At 61.8% G+C, this 17,818-nt stretch carries 14 protein-coding genes and 1 tRNA gene; all 15 read right to left on the bottom strand.

What is annotated here, in order from left to right:
• Positions 1-511: 511 nt before the first annotated feature.
• Positions 512-4,759: a DNA-directed RNA polymerase subunit beta' gene (rpoC, locus tag RBB32_RS12390; RefSeq protein WP_306153026.1), complete on the bottom strand. Its 4,248-nt coding sequence runs from the start codon at positions 4,757-4,759 to the stop codon at positions 512-514.
• A gap of 80 nt (positions 4,760-4,839) precedes the next feature.
• Complete coding sequence (gene rpoB / locus RBB32_RS12385) at positions 4,840-8,988, bottom strand: DNA-directed RNA polymerase subunit beta (protein WP_306153025.1); 4,149 nt, start codon at positions 8,986-8,988, stop codon at positions 4,840-4,842.
• A gap of 315 nt (positions 8,989-9,303) precedes the next feature.
• The gene (gene rplL, locus RBB32_RS12380) at positions 9,304-9,681 is read right to left on the bottom strand and encodes a 50S ribosomal protein L7/L12 (protein WP_306153024.1); all 378 of its coding nucleotides are present in this window, start codon (positions 9,679-9,681) and stop codon (positions 9,304-9,306) included.
• Between the two features lie 72 nt (positions 9,682-9,753).
• On the bottom strand, positions 9,754-10,272 hold the full coding sequence (gene rplJ, locus RBB32_RS12375; protein WP_306153023.1) for a 50S ribosomal protein L10: 519 nt from the start codon (positions 10,270-10,272) through the stop codon (positions 9,754-9,756).
• Between the two features lie 249 nt (positions 10,273-10,521).
• Positions 10,522-11,220, bottom strand: coding sequence for a 50S ribosomal protein L1 (rplA, locus tag RBB32_RS12370; protein WP_306153022.1), 699 nt, complete (start codon positions 11,218-11,220; stop codon positions 10,522-10,524).
• Between the two features lies 1 nt (position 11,221).
• Positions 11,222-11,647, bottom strand: a complete 426-nt coding sequence (gene rplK, locus RBB32_RS12365) for a 50S ribosomal protein L11 (RefSeq protein WP_154149318.1) — start codon at positions 11,645-11,647, stop codon at positions 11,222-11,224.
• Between the two features lie 103 nt (positions 11,648-11,750).
• Entirely contained in the window at positions 11,751-12,284 is a 534-nt protein-coding gene (gene nusG, locus RBB32_RS12360) for a transcription termination/antitermination protein NusG (protein WP_306153021.1), read from the bottom strand.
• A 203-nt stretch (positions 12,285-12,487) separates the two neighbouring features.
• A complete protein-coding gene (gene secE / locus RBB32_RS12355; protein ID WP_306153020.1) occupies positions 12,488-12,685 on the bottom strand; it encodes a preprotein translocase subunit SecE in 198 nt (65 codons plus the stop codon).
• A 95-nt stretch (positions 12,686-12,780) separates the two neighbouring features.
• The gene (locus RBB32_RS12350) at positions 12,781-13,545 is read right to left on the bottom strand and encodes a hypothetical protein (RefSeq protein ID WP_306153019.1); all 765 of its coding nucleotides are present in this window, start codon (positions 13,543-13,545) and stop codon (positions 12,781-12,783) included.
• A 181-nt stretch (positions 13,546-13,726) separates the two neighbouring features.
• Positions 13,727-13,802 (bottom strand) — tRNA-Trp (locus RBB32_RS12345).
• Between the two features lie 87 nt (positions 13,803-13,889).
• Positions 13,890-15,128 (bottom strand): CoA transferase, encoded by a 1,239-nt coding sequence (locus tag RBB32_RS12340; RefSeq protein ID WP_306153018.1) that lies wholly within the window; start codon positions 15,126-15,128, stop codon positions 13,890-13,892.
• Positions 15,125-15,985, bottom strand: coding sequence for a MaoC family dehydratase N-terminal domain-containing protein (locus tag RBB32_RS12335; protein ID WP_306153017.1), 861 nt, complete (start codon positions 15,983-15,985; stop codon positions 15,125-15,127). The genes RBB32_RS12340 and RBB32_RS12335 overlap by 4 nt, the downstream gene beginning before the upstream one ends.
• 246 nt (positions 15,986-16,231) lie before the next feature.
• On the bottom strand, positions 16,232-16,900 hold the full coding sequence (locus RBB32_RS12330; RefSeq protein ID WP_306153016.1) for a CatB-related O-acetyltransferase: 669 nt from the start codon (positions 16,898-16,900) through the stop codon (positions 16,232-16,234).
• 203 nt (positions 16,901-17,103) lie between these two features.
• On the bottom strand, positions 17,104-17,403 hold the full coding sequence (locus RBB32_RS12325) for an SCP2 sterol-binding domain-containing protein (RefSeq protein ID WP_306153015.1): 300 nt from the start codon (positions 17,401-17,403) through the stop codon (positions 17,104-17,106).
• A gap of 334 nt (positions 17,404-17,737) precedes the next feature.
• Positions 17,738-17,818: hypothetical protein (locus RBB32_RS12320; RefSeq protein ID WP_081620098.1), on the bottom strand; the 81-nt coding region annotated here is incomplete at its 5' end.

The raw sequence follows: 17,818 nt of genomic DNA, 5'->3' as shown, positions 1-17,818 counted from the left end.
AGTATCAATTCTCGCAACCCGTCAATTTGTTTTGCCCCGGTCGGCCAAAAGGCGCGCAGCGGGCCGCCCGGTAACGCGGCCCGGCACGCCGCGCCCGGCCATCATTTGCATTCGGGGGAATTGCAAAAACCATGTCTGATCATGGGCTTGCAAGCCGCAGAAACCTTCGGGCGCTGGTTGCGATGAATGTCGGCTGTGCATGACGAAGCGGGCATTTAAACAAATCAAGAAGGGCCGCGCCCGACCCTGGGAGGGCCTTGCAACAGGTATTCAGGGAATAACAGCGTCACACGCAAATCATTGAGTCGGTGCAAAACGCCACCCATGCGCCCTCCCGGGGGGAGGGTCGGGCGCGGCCCGGGGCAAGCCCGGGCGAAACGGTGAATGACTGTCCAGCAAAGCATCAAAGCGTTCATTGCGCTCCGAACCCACTGCGGGCTTTCCCTTACCTTTCAAACGGCAAAAGGCCCCGCGCGGGGCGGGGCCTTTTGATGTTTCGATCAGGGCGCGTTTACTCGTCGCGGCTTTCGGGGGTGTCGACGAAGGTGTCGAATTCATCCCCGCCAACCACGTCATCCTCGACCGGGGCAGCAAGCGCTGCGGCGGCTTCGGCTTCTTCGCGGCGGGCGTCGATAACCACGTTGTCCCGGCCCTGCGCGATGTGACGGACCTTGAGGGTCGCGCCACCGGTGCCCGCCGGGATAAGGCGGCCCACGATGACGTTTTCCTTCAGGCCGACCAGCTTATCGCGCTTGCCCTGAACCGAGGCTTCGGTAAGCACGCGGGTGGTTTCCTGGAACGAGGCCGCCGAGATGAAGCTGCGGGTTTGCAGGCTTGCCTTGGTGATGCCCAGAAGGATCGGTTCGCCCTGTGCCGGGCGGCCCCCCTTGGCAATCGCCTTTTCGTTGGCGGCGTCGAATTCGGCCTTGTCCACATGTTCGCCCTTGAGCAGCGTGGTTTCGCCCGAGTCCAGGATCTCCCACTTTTGCAGCATCTGGCGAACGACCACCTCGATGTGCTTGTCGTTGATCTTCACACCCTGCAGGCGATAGACGTCCTGCACCTCGTCGATCATGTAATCGGCAAGCGCTTCGACACCCATGATCGACAGGATGTCGTGGGGCGCGGGGTTGCCGTCCATGATGTAGTCGCCCTTCTGAACGAAGTCACCTTCCTGGACAGGAATGTGCTTGCCCTTGGGCACCATGTATTCGACGGGCTCCATCGACTCGTCCGAGGGTTCGATGCTGATCCGGCGCTTGTTCTTGTAGTCGCGACCGTAACGCACGTAACCGTCGATCTCGGCGATGATGGCGTGATCCTTGGGGCGACGTGCCTCGAAGAGTTCGGCCACACGCGGCAGACCACCGGTGATGTCCTTGGTCTTGGCGCCTTCGCGCGGGATACGCGCGACGACGTCACCGGCATGGATTTCCTGCCCGTCTTCGACCGACAGGATGGCATCCACCGACATCGGGTAGGTCACCGGGTTGCCCGCGTCGTTGCGCACCGGCTCCCCGTCTTCGCCCACGACGATGATCTCGGGCTTGAGCTCGTTGCCCTTGGGGGCCGCGCGCCAGTCGGTGACGATCTTCTGCGTCATGCCGGTGGCCTCGTCGGTCACGTCACGCACGGCAACGCCGCTGACCAGATCGACGAACTTGGCGGTGCCGCCCTTCTCGGCCAGGATCGGCAGAGTGTAGGGGTCCCATTCAAAGAGCTTGTCGCCACGATCCACCTTGTCGCCGTCCTTGACGTGCAGCTTGGTGCCGTAACCCAGTTTGAAGCTGGCCAGCTCGGCGTCGTTCTCGCCCATGATCCGCAGTTTCATGTTGCGGTTCATGACAAGGGTTTCGTCCGAAGCGTTTTCCAGCGTCTGCGCGTTCTCGAAGGAGATCGTGCCGGCCTGCCCTGCCTCCTGGAAGGACTGTTGGCCACCCTGGGCAACGCCGCCGATGTGGAAGGTCCGCATGGTCAGCTGTGTACCGGGTTCACCGATCGACTGTGCGGCGATGATGCCCACGGCCTCGCCGGTGTTGACCATGGTGCCGCGGGCAAGGTCACGCCCGTAGCACATGGCGCAGACACCATCCTCGGCCTCACAGGTGAGGGGCGAGCGGATGCGCGCGGTTTGCACGGCGGCCTCTTCCACGGCGTCGGCCATACGTTCGTCGATCAGTTGACCGGCGGCGATGACCACCTCTTCGGTCACCGGGTTGACGATATCCTCGGCGGCGACGCGGCCAAGGATACGTTCGCCCAAGGACGCCACGATCTCGCCGTCGTTGACGGCGGCCTCGGCGGTGATGGCGCGTTCGGTGCCGCAGTCATGCTCGCGCACGATGCAGTCTTGTGCCACGTCCACCAGGCGACGCGTCAGGTACCCCGAGTTCGCGGTTTTCAAGGCGGTGTCCGACAGACCCTTCCGGGCGCCGTGGGTGGAGTTGAAGTACTCCAACACGGTCAGGCCTTCCTTGAAGTTCGAGATGATCGGCGTTTCGATGATGTCGCCGTTTGGCTTGGCCATCAGGCCGCGCATCCCGCCCAGCTGTTTCATCTGCGTGACCGAGCCCCGCGCGCCCGAGTGGGCCATCATGTAAACGCTGTTGGGTTCCTCGACCGCGCCTTTTTCGTCACGCTTCTCGGCCGAGATGGTGCCCATCATCGCCTCGGTGACCTGATCGTTGCACTTCGACCATGCATCGACAACCTTGTTGTACTTTTCGCCCTGGGTGATCAGGCCGTCCATGTACTGTTGTTCGAACCCTTTCACCTGTTCGCGGGTTTCCTCGACGATGGTCCATTTGCTGTCGGGGATCACCATGTCGTCCTTGCCGAAGGAAATCCCGGCGCGGAAGGCTTCCTTGAAGCCCATCGACATGATCTGGTCACAGAAGATCACGCTCTCTTTCTGGCCGCAGTAACGATAGACGGTGTCGATCGTTTGCTGCACTTCCTTCTTGCGCAGCAGCTTGTTGACCAGTTCGAAAGGTGCCTTGGTGTTCATCGGCAGCAGCGCGCCGATGCGAACACGGCCCGGGGTGGTCTCATAGCGTTTTGCAACCACTTCGCCGGTTTCCGGGTCGACCTGCGGCACACGTGCGGTGATGCGCGCATGCATATGCACCTCGCCCGCGTCCAGCGCGTGCTGCACCTCTTCGATGGAGGAAAAGACCATGCCTTCGCCCTTCATGCCGTCACGCATGATCGAGGTGTAGTAAAGGCCCAGAACCATATCCTGCGAGGGAACGATGATCGGTGCGCCGTTGGCGGGCGACAGAACGTTGTTCGTCGACATCATCAGCACGCGGGCTTCCAGCTGCGCTTCGAGGCTAAGCGGCACGTGCACGGCCATCTGGTCACCGTCGAAGTCGGCGTTGAAGGCCGAACACACGAGCGGGTGAAGCTGGATCGCCTTGCCCTCGATCAGGGTGGGCTCGAACGCCTGGATGCCCAGACGGTGCAGCGTCGGCGCACGGTTGAGCATGACCGGATGTTCGCGGATCACCTCGTCAAGGATATCCCAGACCTCGGGGCGCTCTTTCTCGACCAGCTTCTTGGCTTGCTTGACGGTCGAGGACATCCCCTTGGCTTCCAGCCGCGAGTAGATGAAGGGCTTGAACAGTTCCAGCGCCATCTTCTTGGGCAAGCCGCACTGGTGCAGCTTGAGTTCCGGCCCGGTCACGATGACCGAGCGGCCCGAGAAGTCGACCCGTTTGCCCAGAAGGTTCTGACGGAAGCGGCCCTGCTTGCCTTTCAGCATGTCCGACAGAGATTTCAGCGGGCGCTTGTTGGCACCGGTGATCACGCGGCCACGGCGGCCGTTGTCAAACAGCGCATCGACCGATTCCTGCAGCATCCGCTTTTCGTTGCGGACGATGATATCGGGCGCGCGCAGTTCGATCAGGCGCTTGAGGCGGTTGTTCCGGTTGATCACGCGACGGTAAAGGTCGTTGAGGTCCGAGGTTGCGAACCGGCCCCCGTCCAGCGGCACCAGCGGGCGCAGCTCGGGCGGGATGACCGGGATCACGGTCATGATCATCCATTCCGGGCGGTTGCCGGATTCAAGGAAGCTTTCGACGACCTTGAGGCGCTTGATGATCTTCTTGGGCTTCAACTCGCCCGTGGCTTCGGCCAGATCGGCGCGCAGTTGCTCGGCCTCGGATTCAAGGTCGATATTGGCCAGCATTTCGCGCACCGCCTCGGCCCCGATATTCGCGGTGAAGGCATCCGCGCCATAGGCGTCTTGCGCATCCATGAACTCTTCTTCAGAGAGCATCTGGCCGTATTGCAGATCGGTCAAGCCCGGTTCGATCACCACGTAGTTTTCGAAGTAAAGCACGCGTTCCAGATCGCGCAGGGTCATGTCCAGCATCAGGCCGATGCGGCTTGGCAGCGACTTGAGAAACCAGATATGGGCGCAGGGCGCGGCCAGTTCGATGTGACCCATGCGTTCACGGCGAACCTTTTGCAGGGTGACTTCGACCCCGCATTTCTCGCAGACAACGCCGCGATATTTCATCCGCTTATACTTGCCGCAAAGGCATTCGTAATCCTTGATCGGCCCGAAGATACGGGCGCAGAACAGGCCATCACGCTCGGGCTTGAAGGTCCGGTAGTTGATGGTCTCGGGCTTCTTGATCTCACCGAAGGACCACGAAAGGATCCGCTCGGGCGAGGCAAGGCTGACCTTGATTTCATCGAACACCTTGGCGGGGGCGTTCGGGTTGAAAGGGTTGTTTGTGAGTTCCTGGTTCATTCTATGTCCTCAATTCTGAGAGGGTGCGGTGGAGAGGGGTGGCGTGGGGTGCGCAGAAGCTGCGCACCCTTTGGAAAACGTCACTCCGCGTCTTCCTCCTCCTCCGCATCCAGGAGTTCCATGTTGAGGCCGAGGCCGCGCACTTCCTTGACAAGAACGTTGAAGCTTTCCGGCACGCCGGCTTCAAAGTTGTCCTCGCCCTTGACGATGCTTTCATAGACCTTGGTCCGACCGGCCACGTCGTCCGATTTCACCGTCAGCATTTCCTGCAGGGTATAGGCGGCGCCATAGGCTTCCAGGGCCCAGACTTCCATTTCCCCGAAGCGCTGACCGCCGAACTGTGCCTTACCACCCAGCGGCTGCTGCGTGACAAGCGAGTACGGCCCGGTGGAACGTGCGTGGATCTTGTCGTCGACAAGGTGGTGCAGCTTGAGCAGGTATTTCACACCCACGGTCACGGGGCGCGAGAATTGCTCACCGGTGCGACCGTCGAACAGCAGCGACTGACCGCTTTCGTCAAAGCCCGCCCGCTTGAGCGCGTCGTTCACATCGGCCTCTTTCGCGCCGTCGAAGACGGGCGTGGCGATGGGAACACCGCGGGTCACGTTGCCGGCGGCTTCGACAAGTTGGCCTTCGTCCATACCGGCGATGCCTTCTTCGTAGACATCGTCGCCATAGGCGATTTTCATGGCCTCGCGGACCGGCGTCAGGTCGCCGGAGCGGCGGTATTCCTGAAGCGCCTCGTCGATCTTGATGCCAAGGCCGCGGGCGGCCCAGCCCATGTGGGTTTCAAGGATCTGACCCACGTTCATACGCGACGGCACACCCAACGGGTTGAGGCAGAAATCGACCGGGGTCCCATCCTGCAAGAACGGCATGTCTTCCATCGGCACGACCTTCGAGATCACACCCTTGTTCCCGTGACGACCGGCCATCTTGTCGCCCGGCTGCAGCTTGCGCTTCACGGCGATGAAGACCTTGACCATTTTCATCACACCCGGCGGCAAGTCGTCGCCACGGCGGACTTTCTCGACCTTGTCCTCGAAACGGGCGTCGAGCGTGCGTTTCTGCTGCTCGTATTGCTCGTTCAGGGCTTCGACGATCTGGGCGTCTTTCTCGTCCTTCAGCGCCAGTTGCCACCATTGCCCCTTGGTCAGCGTGTCCAGCAATTCCTCGGTGATTTCCGAGTTTGCCTTGACGCCCTTGGGGCCTTTGACGGCCACTTTGCCAAGGATCAGCGATTTCAGACGGGCATAGATGTTACGATCGAGGATCGCCAGTTCGTCGTCCCGGTCACGGGCAAGGCGTTCGACCTCTTCACGCTCGATCTGCAGGGCGCGTTCGTCTTTTTCAACGCCGTGGCGGTTGAAAACGCGAACTTCCACGACCGTGCCGTAGTCACCCGGCTTCACGCGCAGCGAGGTATCGCGCACGTCGCTGGCTTTCTCGCCGAAGATGGCGCGCAGCAGCTTTTCTTCCGGGGTCATGGGCGATTCACCCTTGGGGGTGATCTTGCCCACGAGGATATCGCCCGGCTCAACGTCGGCGCCGATGTAAACGATGCCCGCCTCGTCGAGGTTGCGCAGCGCTTCTTCACCGACGTTCGGGATGTCTCGGGTGATTTCCTCTGGCCCAAGCTTGGTGTCACGGGCGGCGACCTCGAATTCCTCGATGTGGATCGAGGTAAAGACGTCATCGCGCGCGATCCGCTCGGAGATCAGGATCGAGTCTTCGAAGTTGTAACCGTTCCATGGCATGAAGGCCGTGACCACGTTCTTGCCAAGCGCCAGTTCACCCATATCCGTGGACGGACCGTCGGCGATCACCTCGCCTTTTTCGACGGTATCGCCCACCTTGACCAGCGGACGCTGGTTGATGGTGGTGTTCTGGTTCGACCGCTGGAACTTGCGCATGCGGTAGATGTCAACGCCGGGGTCGCCCACCTCAAGGTCGGCGGTGGCGCGGATCACGATCCGCTGGGCATCGACCTGGTCGATGACACCGGCGCGCTTGGCCATGATGGCCGCGCCCGAGTCGCGTGCCACGACCTCTTCGATACCAGTGCCCACAAGCGGCGCCTCGGAGCGCAGCGTCGGCACGGCCTGACGTTGCATGTTCGAGCCCATCAGCGCGCGGTTGGCGTCGTCGTTTTCAAGGAACGGGATCAGCGAGGCCGCAACCGAGACCAGCTGTTTGGGACTGACGTCGATCAAATCCACGGCATCGACCGGCGACAGGGTGTATTCCCCGGCCTGACGGGTGTTGACCATCTCGTTCACGAACTTGCCGCTGTCGTCGAGGGTGGCGTTGGCCTGTGCCACGACGTGGCGCTGTTCCTCGGTGGCGGACATGTAGGAAACCTCGTCGGTCACCTGCCCGCCTTCGACCTTGCGATACGGCGTTTCGATAAAGCCGTACTTGTTGACGCGCGCGAAGGTCGCAAGGCTGTTGATCAGGCCGATGTTCGGGCCTTCCGGCGTTTCAATCGGGCACATCCGGCCATAGTGCGTGGCGTGCACGTCGCGCACCTCGAAGCCTGCACGCTCGCGGGTCAGACCACCCGGCCCCAGCGCCGAGAGGCGGCGTTTGTGGGTGACTTCCGACAGCGGGTTGGTCTGGTCCATGAACTGCGACAGCTGCGAGGAGCCGAAGAATTCACGCACCGCCGCCGCGGCGGGTTTGGCGTTGATCAGGTCTTGCGGCATGACGGTGTCGATCTCGACACTGCTCATGCGCTCCTTGATCGCGCGTTCCATCCGCAGAAGGCCGACACGGTACTGGTTTTCCATCAGTTCGCCGACCGAACGCACCCGGCGGTTGCCAAGGTGGTCGATGTCGTCGATGTCGCCCTTGCCGTCGCGCAATTCCACCAGCGCCTTGATGCAGGCGACGATGTCTTCGCGGTCCAGCGTGCGTTGCGTATCGGGCTTTTCAAGCGCCAGGCGCATGTTCATTTTCACCCGGCCAACCGCCGACAGGTCGTACCGCTCGGAATCGAAGAACAGCGTGTCGAACAGGGCGCTTGCGGCCTCTTCCGTGGGCGGCTCACCCGGGCGCATGACGCGGTAGATGTCCATGAGCGCGCTTTCGCGGTTCATGTTCTTGTCTTGCGCCATGGTGTTGCGGATGTAGGGGCCGACGTTGATATTGTCGATGTCCAGAACGGGGATATCGGTGATGCCCGCATCCAGCAGCTCCTGCACGGTGCCGCCGATGATTTCACCGTCCTTGTCGCGCTCGACGGTCAACTCGTCGCCGGCCTCTACATAGATCGCGCCGGTTTCCTCGTTGATGATGTCGCGCGCCACGAACTTGCCCGCGATCTGATCGAAGGGCAGCAGAAGCTCGGTCACTTCGCCTTCGTCGATCAGTTTCTTGACGGCGCGCGGGGTGACTTTCTTACCGGCTTCGGCGATCACTTCGCCGGATTTGGCATCGACAAGATCATAGGTCGGGCGGGTGCCGCGCACACGCTCGGGGAAGAACTTGGTGACCCAGCCGCCGGGTTTCTTCTTCAGCTTGTAATCGACCGTGTTGTAATAGGCATTCATGATGCCTTCCTGATCCAGACCCAGCGCATAAAGCAGGGTCGTCACCGGCAGTTTGCGGCGACGGTCGATCCGGGCAAAGACGATATCCTTGGCGTCGAATTCGAAATCCAGCCACGAGCCGCGATAGGGAATGATGCGGCAGGCGAAGAGCAGCTTGCCCGAGCTGTGGGTCTTGCCCTTGTCGTGGTCAAAGAACACACCGGGCGAGCGGTGCATCTGGGATACGATCACGCGTTCGGTGCCGTTGACGACAAAGGTGCCGTTCGGCGTCATCAGGGGCATATCGCCCATGAACACGTCTTGTTCCTTGATGTCCTTCACCGACTTGGCGCCGGTATCTTCGTCCACATCGAAGACGATCAGGCGCAGGGTAACCTTCAGCGGGGCCGCATAGGTCATGTCGCGCTGCATGCATTCTTCAACGTCGTATTTCGGCTTTTCCAGCTCGTAATCGACGAATTCCAGCACGCTGGTTTCGTTGAAATCCTTGATCGGGAAAACCGATTGGAACACGCCTTTGATGCCTTCGCCGTCCATCGGCTGGGGCTGGTCGCCGGAGTTCAGGAATAGATCATAAGACGACTTCTGAACCTCGATGAGGTTCGGCATGTCGAGAACTTCGCGAATTTTACCGAAGTATTTACGCAGACGTTTCTGGCCAAGGTAGGTCTGAGCCATGGTCGATGTCACCTTTCGTTTCTCACCGGAAGCGCCTGCTGTCGGGCTACAGCGGCGTACCCATACGAGACGGCGGGTGCGATCCATTCCCGGCCCCTGTCCCACCAGGGGCCTCCCGATCGCGAGAACCGCGCCTTAGAAAGGGCTTTCCAACCAAGGGCTGCAAAAGCCCTTTCTAAGACAGGTTCGGCTGGAACGGGTTTGCCCCGTTCCAGCCAGGATTTTTGCGATCCACGCCCCGGACCTGATCCGGGGCCTCGCGTGGGGGACAGGAGATCCCGGAGCACGTCCGGGATGATCCCGCCGCCCGCGGGATCACTTGAGCTCGATCTCGGCGCCAGCCGCTTCGAGTTTCTCTTTGATCTCGTCGGCTTCGGCTTTGTCGACGCCTTCCTTGACGGCTTTGCCGCCGGCTTCGACCAGTTCCTTGGCTTCTTTGAGGCCCAGGCCGGTGATGCCGCGAACCTCTTTGATGACGTTGATCTTCGACGCGCCGGCCGATTTCAGGATAACGTCAAATTCGGTTTGCTCTTCAGCCGCTTCGCCGCCGCCTTCCGCGGGGCCAGCCATCATCACGGCGCCGCCGGAAGCGGGCTCGATGCCGTACTCATCCTTGAGGATGGTTTTCAGTTCTTGTGCTTCGAGAAGCGTCAGACCAACGATCTCTTCAGCGAGTTTTTTCAGATCAGCCATTTTATCAGCTCTTTCCGTTTTAAGATGTGTTCCAACGTCAGGGGAATTCCCTACGCGGTCCTTTTCAGTTGCTTACGCGGCTTCCGCCTTCTCTTCGATGGTCGAAAGGATGCTCGCGATATTCGAAGCAGGTGCGCCAATGGCCCCGGCGATGTTCGAAGCGGGTGCGCCCAGCATACCGGCGATCTGAGCAAGCAGCTCTTCGCGCGACGGCATATCGGACACGGCTTTGACACCGGCACGGTCCAGGTGATCCGACCCCATGGCACCGCCGAGGATCTCGAATTTCGAGTTGTCCTTGGCAAACCCTTCGGCCACTTTCGCAGCCGAAACCGGGTCTTCCGAGTAGGTCAGAACGGTCATGCCCGTCAGGTATTCACCGATGCTTTCGCACGGCTTACCCTCAAGGGCGATCTTGGCGAGCCTGTTTTTCGCGACGCGTACAGAGGCTTCGGCCTCGCGGGCACGGGCCCGCAGGTCTTGCATCTGCGCAACTGTAAGACCCGCGTAGTGGGCAACCACTACGACGCCAGAGCTTTCGAAGATCTGGCCGAGTTCCTCGACCACTTTCTCTTTCTGGGCTCTATCCACAGTTTCACTCCAATTTTGGGGGTCTCCCCCCGGCTCATGTTTGCCACCCCGTATGGGGCAGCGTTCGGGTCCAAAGTCAGGGTCCCGAGGCCAAGATCACCCGAAGGCCTAGCCTTCGTTGAAATCTCATCTCGTTCCCCATCTCAGGAAGGAATTACGAGGCTTGCGCCTAACCCTCCATCTCGGACAGGACGGGGCCGGATTGGCCCCGCCATTCGCCCCGGCCCCGACAGGGACCGGCGCAAATTCTTATTCCGACGCGGCGTTGCCCACGTCGATGCTGACGCCCGGCCCCATGGTCGAGGTCAGCGAGATCTTCTTGACGTAGGTGCCCTTGGCGCCGGTCGGCTTGGCCTTGTTCACGGCAGCCACGAAGGCGCGCACGTTTTCAACCAGCTTGCCTTCGTCGAACGAGGCTTTGCCGACACCGGCGTGCACGACGCCCGCTTTTTCGGCCTTGAACTGCACTTCGCCGCCCTTGGCGTTCTGCACCGCTTCGGCGACGTCCATGGTTACCGTGCCGACCTTGGGGTTCGGCATCAGGTTGCGGGGGCCAAGCACCTTACCCAGACGGCCGACAACCGGCATCATGTCGGGGGTCGCGATGCAGCGGTCGAATTCGATCGTGCCGCCCTGAACGGTTTCCATCAGGTCTTCGGCGCCCACGATATCGGCACCGGCCTCTTTCGCCTCGTCGGCCTTGGGGCCACGGGCGAAAACAGCCACGCGCACGTCCTTGCCGGTGCCGTTGGGCAGACCGACAACGCCACGAACCATCTGGTCGGCGTGACGCGGATCGACACCAAGGTTCAGCGAAATCTCGACGGTTTCGTCGAACTTGGCATTGGCGTTGGATTTGATCAGCGCAACGGCCTCTTCCACGCTCAGGTTTTCCTTGCCAGCAACGGCTTCACGGGCGGCGCGGGTACGTTTACCAAGCTTTGCCATCTTACTTCACCTCGATGCCCATGGAGCGTGCGGAGCCGAGGATGATTTTCATCGCGGCTTCGACGTCGTTTGCGTTCAGGTCTTTCCACTTGGCTTCGGCGATTTCGCGCACCTGCTTGGTGGTCACCGAGCCCGCGGTCGCACGACCGGGGGTGTTCGACCCGGATTTCAGCTTGGCAGCCTTCTTCAGGTAATAAGACGCGGGCGGCGTCTTGATGTCCATTTCAAAGGACTTGTCCTGATAGTAGGTGATCACGGTGGGGCAAGGTGCGCCCTGCTCCATTTCCTGCGTCTTGGCGTTGAACGCCTTGCAGAATTCCATGATGTTGATACCGCGCTGACCAAGCGCCGGACCCACGGGCGGGGACGGGTTTGCTTGACCTGCGGGCACTTGCAGCTTCATCGTGCCTGCGAGTTTCTTGGCCATTGGCCTTCTCCTTTTCCAACCTCCTCGGGACGCGTCCCAAGAAGCCTATGTTGTGTGGTCCGGTCCGGGCATCGCGATGCCCTCGCCTCCCACGGCTTGCACGTCAGGCCTGTTTGGTGACCTGCGTGAATTCCAGTTCGACCGGGGTTTCCCGGCCAAAGATCGAAACCGTCACCTTGAGGCGCTGGTTCTCGTCGTCCACTTCCTCGACCATGCCGTCGAAATCTTCGAACGGGCCGTCGTTGACCTTGACCTTCTCGCCCACCTCGAAGCTGATCATCAGCTTGGGCTGGTCCTCGCCTTCCTGCACGCGGTTGAGGATGGCGTTCACCTCGGCGTCGCGCATCGGCATCGGGCGGCCCTGCGGGCCAAGGAAACCGGTGACGCGGTTGATCGAGTTGATCAGGTGATAGCCCTTGTCCGACATCTCCATGTGCACCAGCACGTACCCCGGCATGAAGCGGCGCTCGGCGGTGACTTTCTTGCCGCGGCGCACCTCGATCACTTCTTCGGTGGGCACCAGAACCTCGTCGATCTCGTCTTCGAGTTCCTGCTCGGCAACGGATTGTCTGATTTGCTCGGCGATTTTCTTCTCGAAGTTCGAGAGAACACTGACCGAGTACCACCGTTTTGCCATCTTCGACCCATGCCTTTGTCACTGTCGGCCATTGGGCCGAAATTCTTTTAATCTCAGGGGTTTACCCTGCGCATTCCTAAACAAAAAATCGGCGCGCAACTCGAATCGCCACGCGCCCTGTCAGGAAGTGAGGCGTCACTTACCCCTGTTTTCGCCTGAATTCAAGGGGCTGGCGCGATTTTCCGCCAATCATGCCCCCGGCCTTACCCAAAGAGGTTCAGCACCCCGGTCAGCCCGCTGCGGATCGCCAGGTCGACCAATGCGAAGAACACCGCCGTCAAGGCCGCCATGATGAACACCATCACGGTGGTCAACAGGACCTCGCGCCGCGTGGGCCAAACCACCTTGGCCACTTCCGAGCGGACCTGCTGAATAAACTGAAGCGGATTCGTACGTGCCATCTGCGCTGTCTTCTTTTCTACCTGACGTGAAGGGCCACATACGCGCAGCCGCCCGTGAATTCAAGGCCAGATGCGACAAAGCCGGTCACGGCCCCTTACCCGCGGAAGACGCCGGATTGACGACGGCGGTCAAAACCTTCCTTGACCTCCGCGCCGGAATTCATCCGGTCGCCCGCCCGATCGGTGCTTGACCACCGGTTACCCAGCTTGCCGGGCAAGCGGCTCAGACCCGCCCGCGCCCAACGCGCGGCGGTATCGCCGATCTGGCGCAACTTGCCGGCCAAGACCGGATTGTGCCGCAGCAGCACCCCCCATAGCCCCAGGAGGAAATCGACAACGCGGCCTGGCCCGAACAACAGGCTGGCCACGAAAAGCACCCAGAATGCCATCATCAACAGGCCGGGGATCAACGTCGGCTGGAAGATCAAGACCGAGGCAAGGCTGACGGCAACCCAAGCCCCCCGTGGCGGGCGCGCCCTGCGCGCGGGTCTGCGCACTCCGCGTTTGCGCCCCCCCGGCACGAACCGCCCCCAGAACCCCGTGCGGGGGCGGCCTGCCCCCTCGGTCTCGGCGTCGTAATGGCTTGCCGGGGGTGTATCCAAGGCATTGTTCCATGCCTGTCGGCGCATGTGCCGCGCCGTGATCGCCGCGCGGTCGTCGTCGGACGTTTCGGGCATGATATCGGGCAAGCTGCGCAGGTTTTGCGCGCGGCGTTGCTCGGCCATCATCTTGCGGATCGTCTCATCCGAGGTGTCCCGGTTGTCGTGATGAGACAGGCCACCCTTGCCACCGGCCCGCACCTGCAATGCGCCATGTGCCTCCGGCTTGCCGGGATGTTTGGATTTGGAACTTTGTCTCAAGCGCGTTCACCGGTCCTGATTCCGCCCGACGCAGGGCATACGGGAAAAGGGCACTCCCCCCCTACGCGGCAGACCTAGGGGCCGATATGGGCCAAATCATGGCTAGGAAATGCAAATTTCCGGACAGGGTTAACGCCCAAGGCCCCATCGGACCAAGCCACATGATCGGGAAACCGGAAAATGGCAGGGGCAGCAGGGTTCGAACCCGCGACCTACGGTTTTGGAGACCGTCGCTCTACCAGCTGAGCTATACCCCTAAGGCCACGGGAGGGATTAAGACACCTTGGACCGGGAATCAAGCGCCCTTTGGCGGTTTTCTCGGCCTGCGTCTACTCCCCGCCCGGTCACGCCGCCGAACGCGCGGCAAAGCCGGGGCTTCGCACGATCCCCTTGTCGTGCAATTGCGCGATCTCGGTCTCGGTCAGGCGCGCCACATCGCCCAGCACTTCCTCGGTATGCTGGCCCAGCTCTGGGGCCGGTTGCGGTTTGATCCGCGGCCTGGCCGAGAAATCGCCGGGAAAGCCCGGCACCGGGAAGCGGCCCAGGCCCGGCTGATCCAGTTGCGAGAACATCGGGTTCGCCTCGCTCAGGTCCGGGTCTTGCGCCACCGCCTCGGGGACCGAGCGGAAGACCGACCACGTCAACCCGCGTTTGTCGAACTCCGCCCCGAAATCGGCGATCCTGCGGGCGGCAAACCACGGGCGCAGAATCTCGGTGATCTCATGGCGCAGTTCCCAGCGCACACCTTCGTCCCGCAAATCGCGGCCTGTACGCTTGCCCAGCATCTCCATGGCATCGCCGGTCCCGGTCGCCTTGACCAGCCCCGACCATTGCCGCCCCGTGAGGCCGATCACCATGACCCGCCCACCGCAGGCACATTCAAAATCCTGCCCATAGGCCCCGTAAAGCGCATTGCCGGATTTCTCGCGCGCATGGCCGTTGACCACCGCGTCACCGATCATCCCCAGATGGCCCAGCGTGGCGGCGGCCACATCCTTTAGGGCGATCTCCACCTCCTGCCCCGCGCCATGGCGCAGCCGGTGCCGCTCGGCCGCCAAAAGCGACGAGACCACGAGGTTACCGGCCACCAAATCCCATGCAGGCAGGGCATTGGCCACCGGCGCGTCATACCCTTCCGGCCCGGTCATATCGGGAATGCCAAGTGACGGGTTCACGGTGTAATCCACCTGCGGGCGGCCCTGCCTGTCGCCCATCAATGTCACCATGATCAGATCGCGGCGGTACTGGCTCAGCGTTTCGTAATCCATCCAGCCGCGCACCCGCAGGTTGGTCAGGAATTGCCCCGCATCCTTGCCCGGCGCGGTGATGATCCGGGTGACAAGCTCTTGCCCCTCGGGGCTACGCATATTCACCGCCACCGATTTCTTGCCCTTGTTCAGCCCCGCCCAGAACAGGCTTTGCCCCGAGGGCGCAAGCGGCCAGCGCCCGGCGTCCAAACCGCCTTCGATCCGGTCAAAGCGGATCACCTCGGCCCCCATCTGCGCAAGCGTCATCCCCGCCAAGGGCACCGCCACGAAGGCCGAGCCTTCGACCACGCGCATTCCGTCCAGAACCCGGTTCATTGCGTTTCCTCCCACATCGCGGTGGCCTGCATCCCCTGATGGCCGCCCTGCCCCGTGCACAGGATCAGACCGCCCATTTCATCCTCTTGGCCCATGACCTCGATCTCGCGGCTTTCGCCGGGGGTCAGGAACACAGGGTGCACGCCCCGGAAATCGAAATGCTTCGGCCGCCGCCCCTTGTGAACACAGGCCGCCTGCATCAGCCACGTGGCCTGTAGCGGGCCATGCACCACCAGCCCCGGGTAATGCTCCACCTCCTGCGCATAGGGCAGGTCGTAATGGATGCGATGCGCGTTGAAGGTGATCGCCGAATAGCGGAACAACAGCGGCTCGCTGACCCGGCGGTGGTCATGCAGCACCGGGTTATCCGGCAGGGCGCGCGGGCGCGGCGGGCGGAAGCTATCGGGAATGTCCAGGTAAACGATGTCCTGACGTTCCTCGATGGCCAAGCCCTGTTCGCCGTAAATCCTGTGATCGACCGAAACGAGGACCATGGGGCCCGAGGCGCCCTCTTTCTCGGTCACGCTGCGAATGTAGGATCGCTTGGTCATCCGCTCGCCCACCCGCAGGGGCGCGCCGAAACTCAGGCTCCCGCTGGCCCACATCCGCCGCTCCAGCCGCACGGGCGGCAGGAAATCCCCAAGCACCGGGTGGCCATCGCGGGCCAGTTCGCCCATCGGGTTGGTGGGCGTGAAGGCGCACCAGTGCCACAAAGGGTCCATCGCCTCGCCCATGGCGGGGGCGGCACGGCGGGACGACCCGAGGGTCGCGTTGATCTGTGCGGCCTGTGCGGGGCTGATCACCCCCTCCTGAAGATCGCTGCGCTCCTCCCAGGCCCTCACGTTCAACTGATCCATGGCAAACCTCCCTTTCTGCATCCTCAAAGGCTGCGGGAGATTGCAAAAAATATCAATATTTCAATAACTTAGTTGGATACCACGGTATGCAATACAAATGCTGCACCTGCGAAACCTAGGGCTTTCGCCTTGTTTTCCATCGGGAATTCGCCTTTCGCGGCGGGGCCGGGAGGGGGCGTTCACATTGCATTTTCTGCATTTGAAAACACCCGCGCCCGTGCCCCGGCCTTGCGGCAGATTGCCCCATTACCCCGGGCCGGCCTCGGCTGCGGCCTCCAGCGCGGGCAAATCCGCCCCGCAAATCGCCGCCTCATGTTGCAGGATTCGCTCGATCGGCCAATCCCACCAAGCCACGGCCGAAAGCCGCGCAATGGTCGCCTCGTCAAAGCGCCGCCGCAGCACCCGGCCCGGGTTGCCCGCCACGATGCTATAGGGCGGCACCTTACCGCCCACCACGGCCCCGGCCCCGACGATCACGCCATCGCCGATCTGCGCGCCGGGCAGAATCCGGGCCTCCTTGCCGATCCAGACATCATGGCCAATCACCGTATCCGGCCCCGGCCCCTGCGGAAGCGAGGGGCGGCCACTGTCGAAATCGCCCTGGAAGATCGCGAAGGGATAGGTCGAAAACCCATCCCGCCGATGGTTGGCCGAGGCGGTGACAAAGACCACCCCATCGGCGATCTGGCAGAACCTGCCAATGATCAGCCGCTCGGGCGATAGCGGGTGCAGATAGGGGGCCAGATGCGCCGCCCAATTCGCGGGCGGCTCAAAAGCACTGGCATAGCTGAAATCGCCCACCTCGATACGCGGGTGGTCGATGGCCGGTTTCAGGAAAACGGTGCCTTGATGGATCTCGCCATCCGGCAGGGTCAGCGGGTGCGCGGATTGCGCAGGGGGAAACGGTGCAGGCATGGTAAAGCGGCCTTTCAAAAGATCGGGTTTCGGAAAAACGGGCGATCAGGCGGCTTTGTTCACGGCACTCTCCATCGGTTACAGGAAAGTATTTAACGGATCATCCGGCAAAAAGAAAGGGCGCCCCGGCGGGACGCCCTTGGCATGAAATACTGCAACTCATGGCCCGGTTCCTGGCGGGCATGACCTATGTCCCACGAAACCTAGTCTGCCGCGCTCAGGATTTCCCCGATCTTGAGCGCCTTCACCGGATTTCCATCGACTTTTAGCTGGCGCATCATGAACGCCTTTGCAGGGTTCTTGGCCCCCATAGCGATGTCGTAGAATACACGAGCATCCGCCGTCAGAGTTATGTCAGCGGCCTGATCGCTCTCAATTGCCCCGGTTTCGTCCACGTAAAGCGTCGCCGTACCCGGCATTTCCAGCCGCACACTGCCCTTTATCCGATTTCTGGCGCGTTTGCTCACGAGGTCTATGATTTCAGCCTTACTTGGTTCGGTCACGGTCGTCTCCTTCGCCCAGCATGGATTGAAGGTGTTTTCGGTTGCTGTGTCCAGCTTGACGCTGGGTCGGGACCTGAGAATTATATTTTCGGCCCGGCTTCCGCGCCGGGCGCGCTTGCCAAGGATTTGCCTTCAAAGGCGGTTGTCATGGGCCCGAACCGGTCACTGCGCTTCGTGCCCTTGGCCCTCATCCGCACCATGAAACGCAAAGGGCGCCCCGGCGGGACGCCCTTTACAATTCCAAGCGGCGTGAAGATCAGGTTCCCGGTGATTTGCTTTGCAATTCACCTGTCACCCACGGGCGTTTCGCGGCGCGGGCGCCGCGAAGCTACCCTTACTCGATGATCTTCGACACGACGCCGGCGCCGACGGTGCGGCCGCCTTCGCGGATGGCGAAGCGCAGCCCGTCTTCCAT

This window comes from Roseovarius sp. MMSF_3281, from assembly GCF_030733685.1.
Taxonomy (GTDB): domain Bacteria; phylum Pseudomonadota; class Alphaproteobacteria; order Rhodobacterales; family Rhodobacteraceae; genus Roseovarius.
This window is presented reverse-complemented; position numbering and strand designations above follow the sequence as displayed.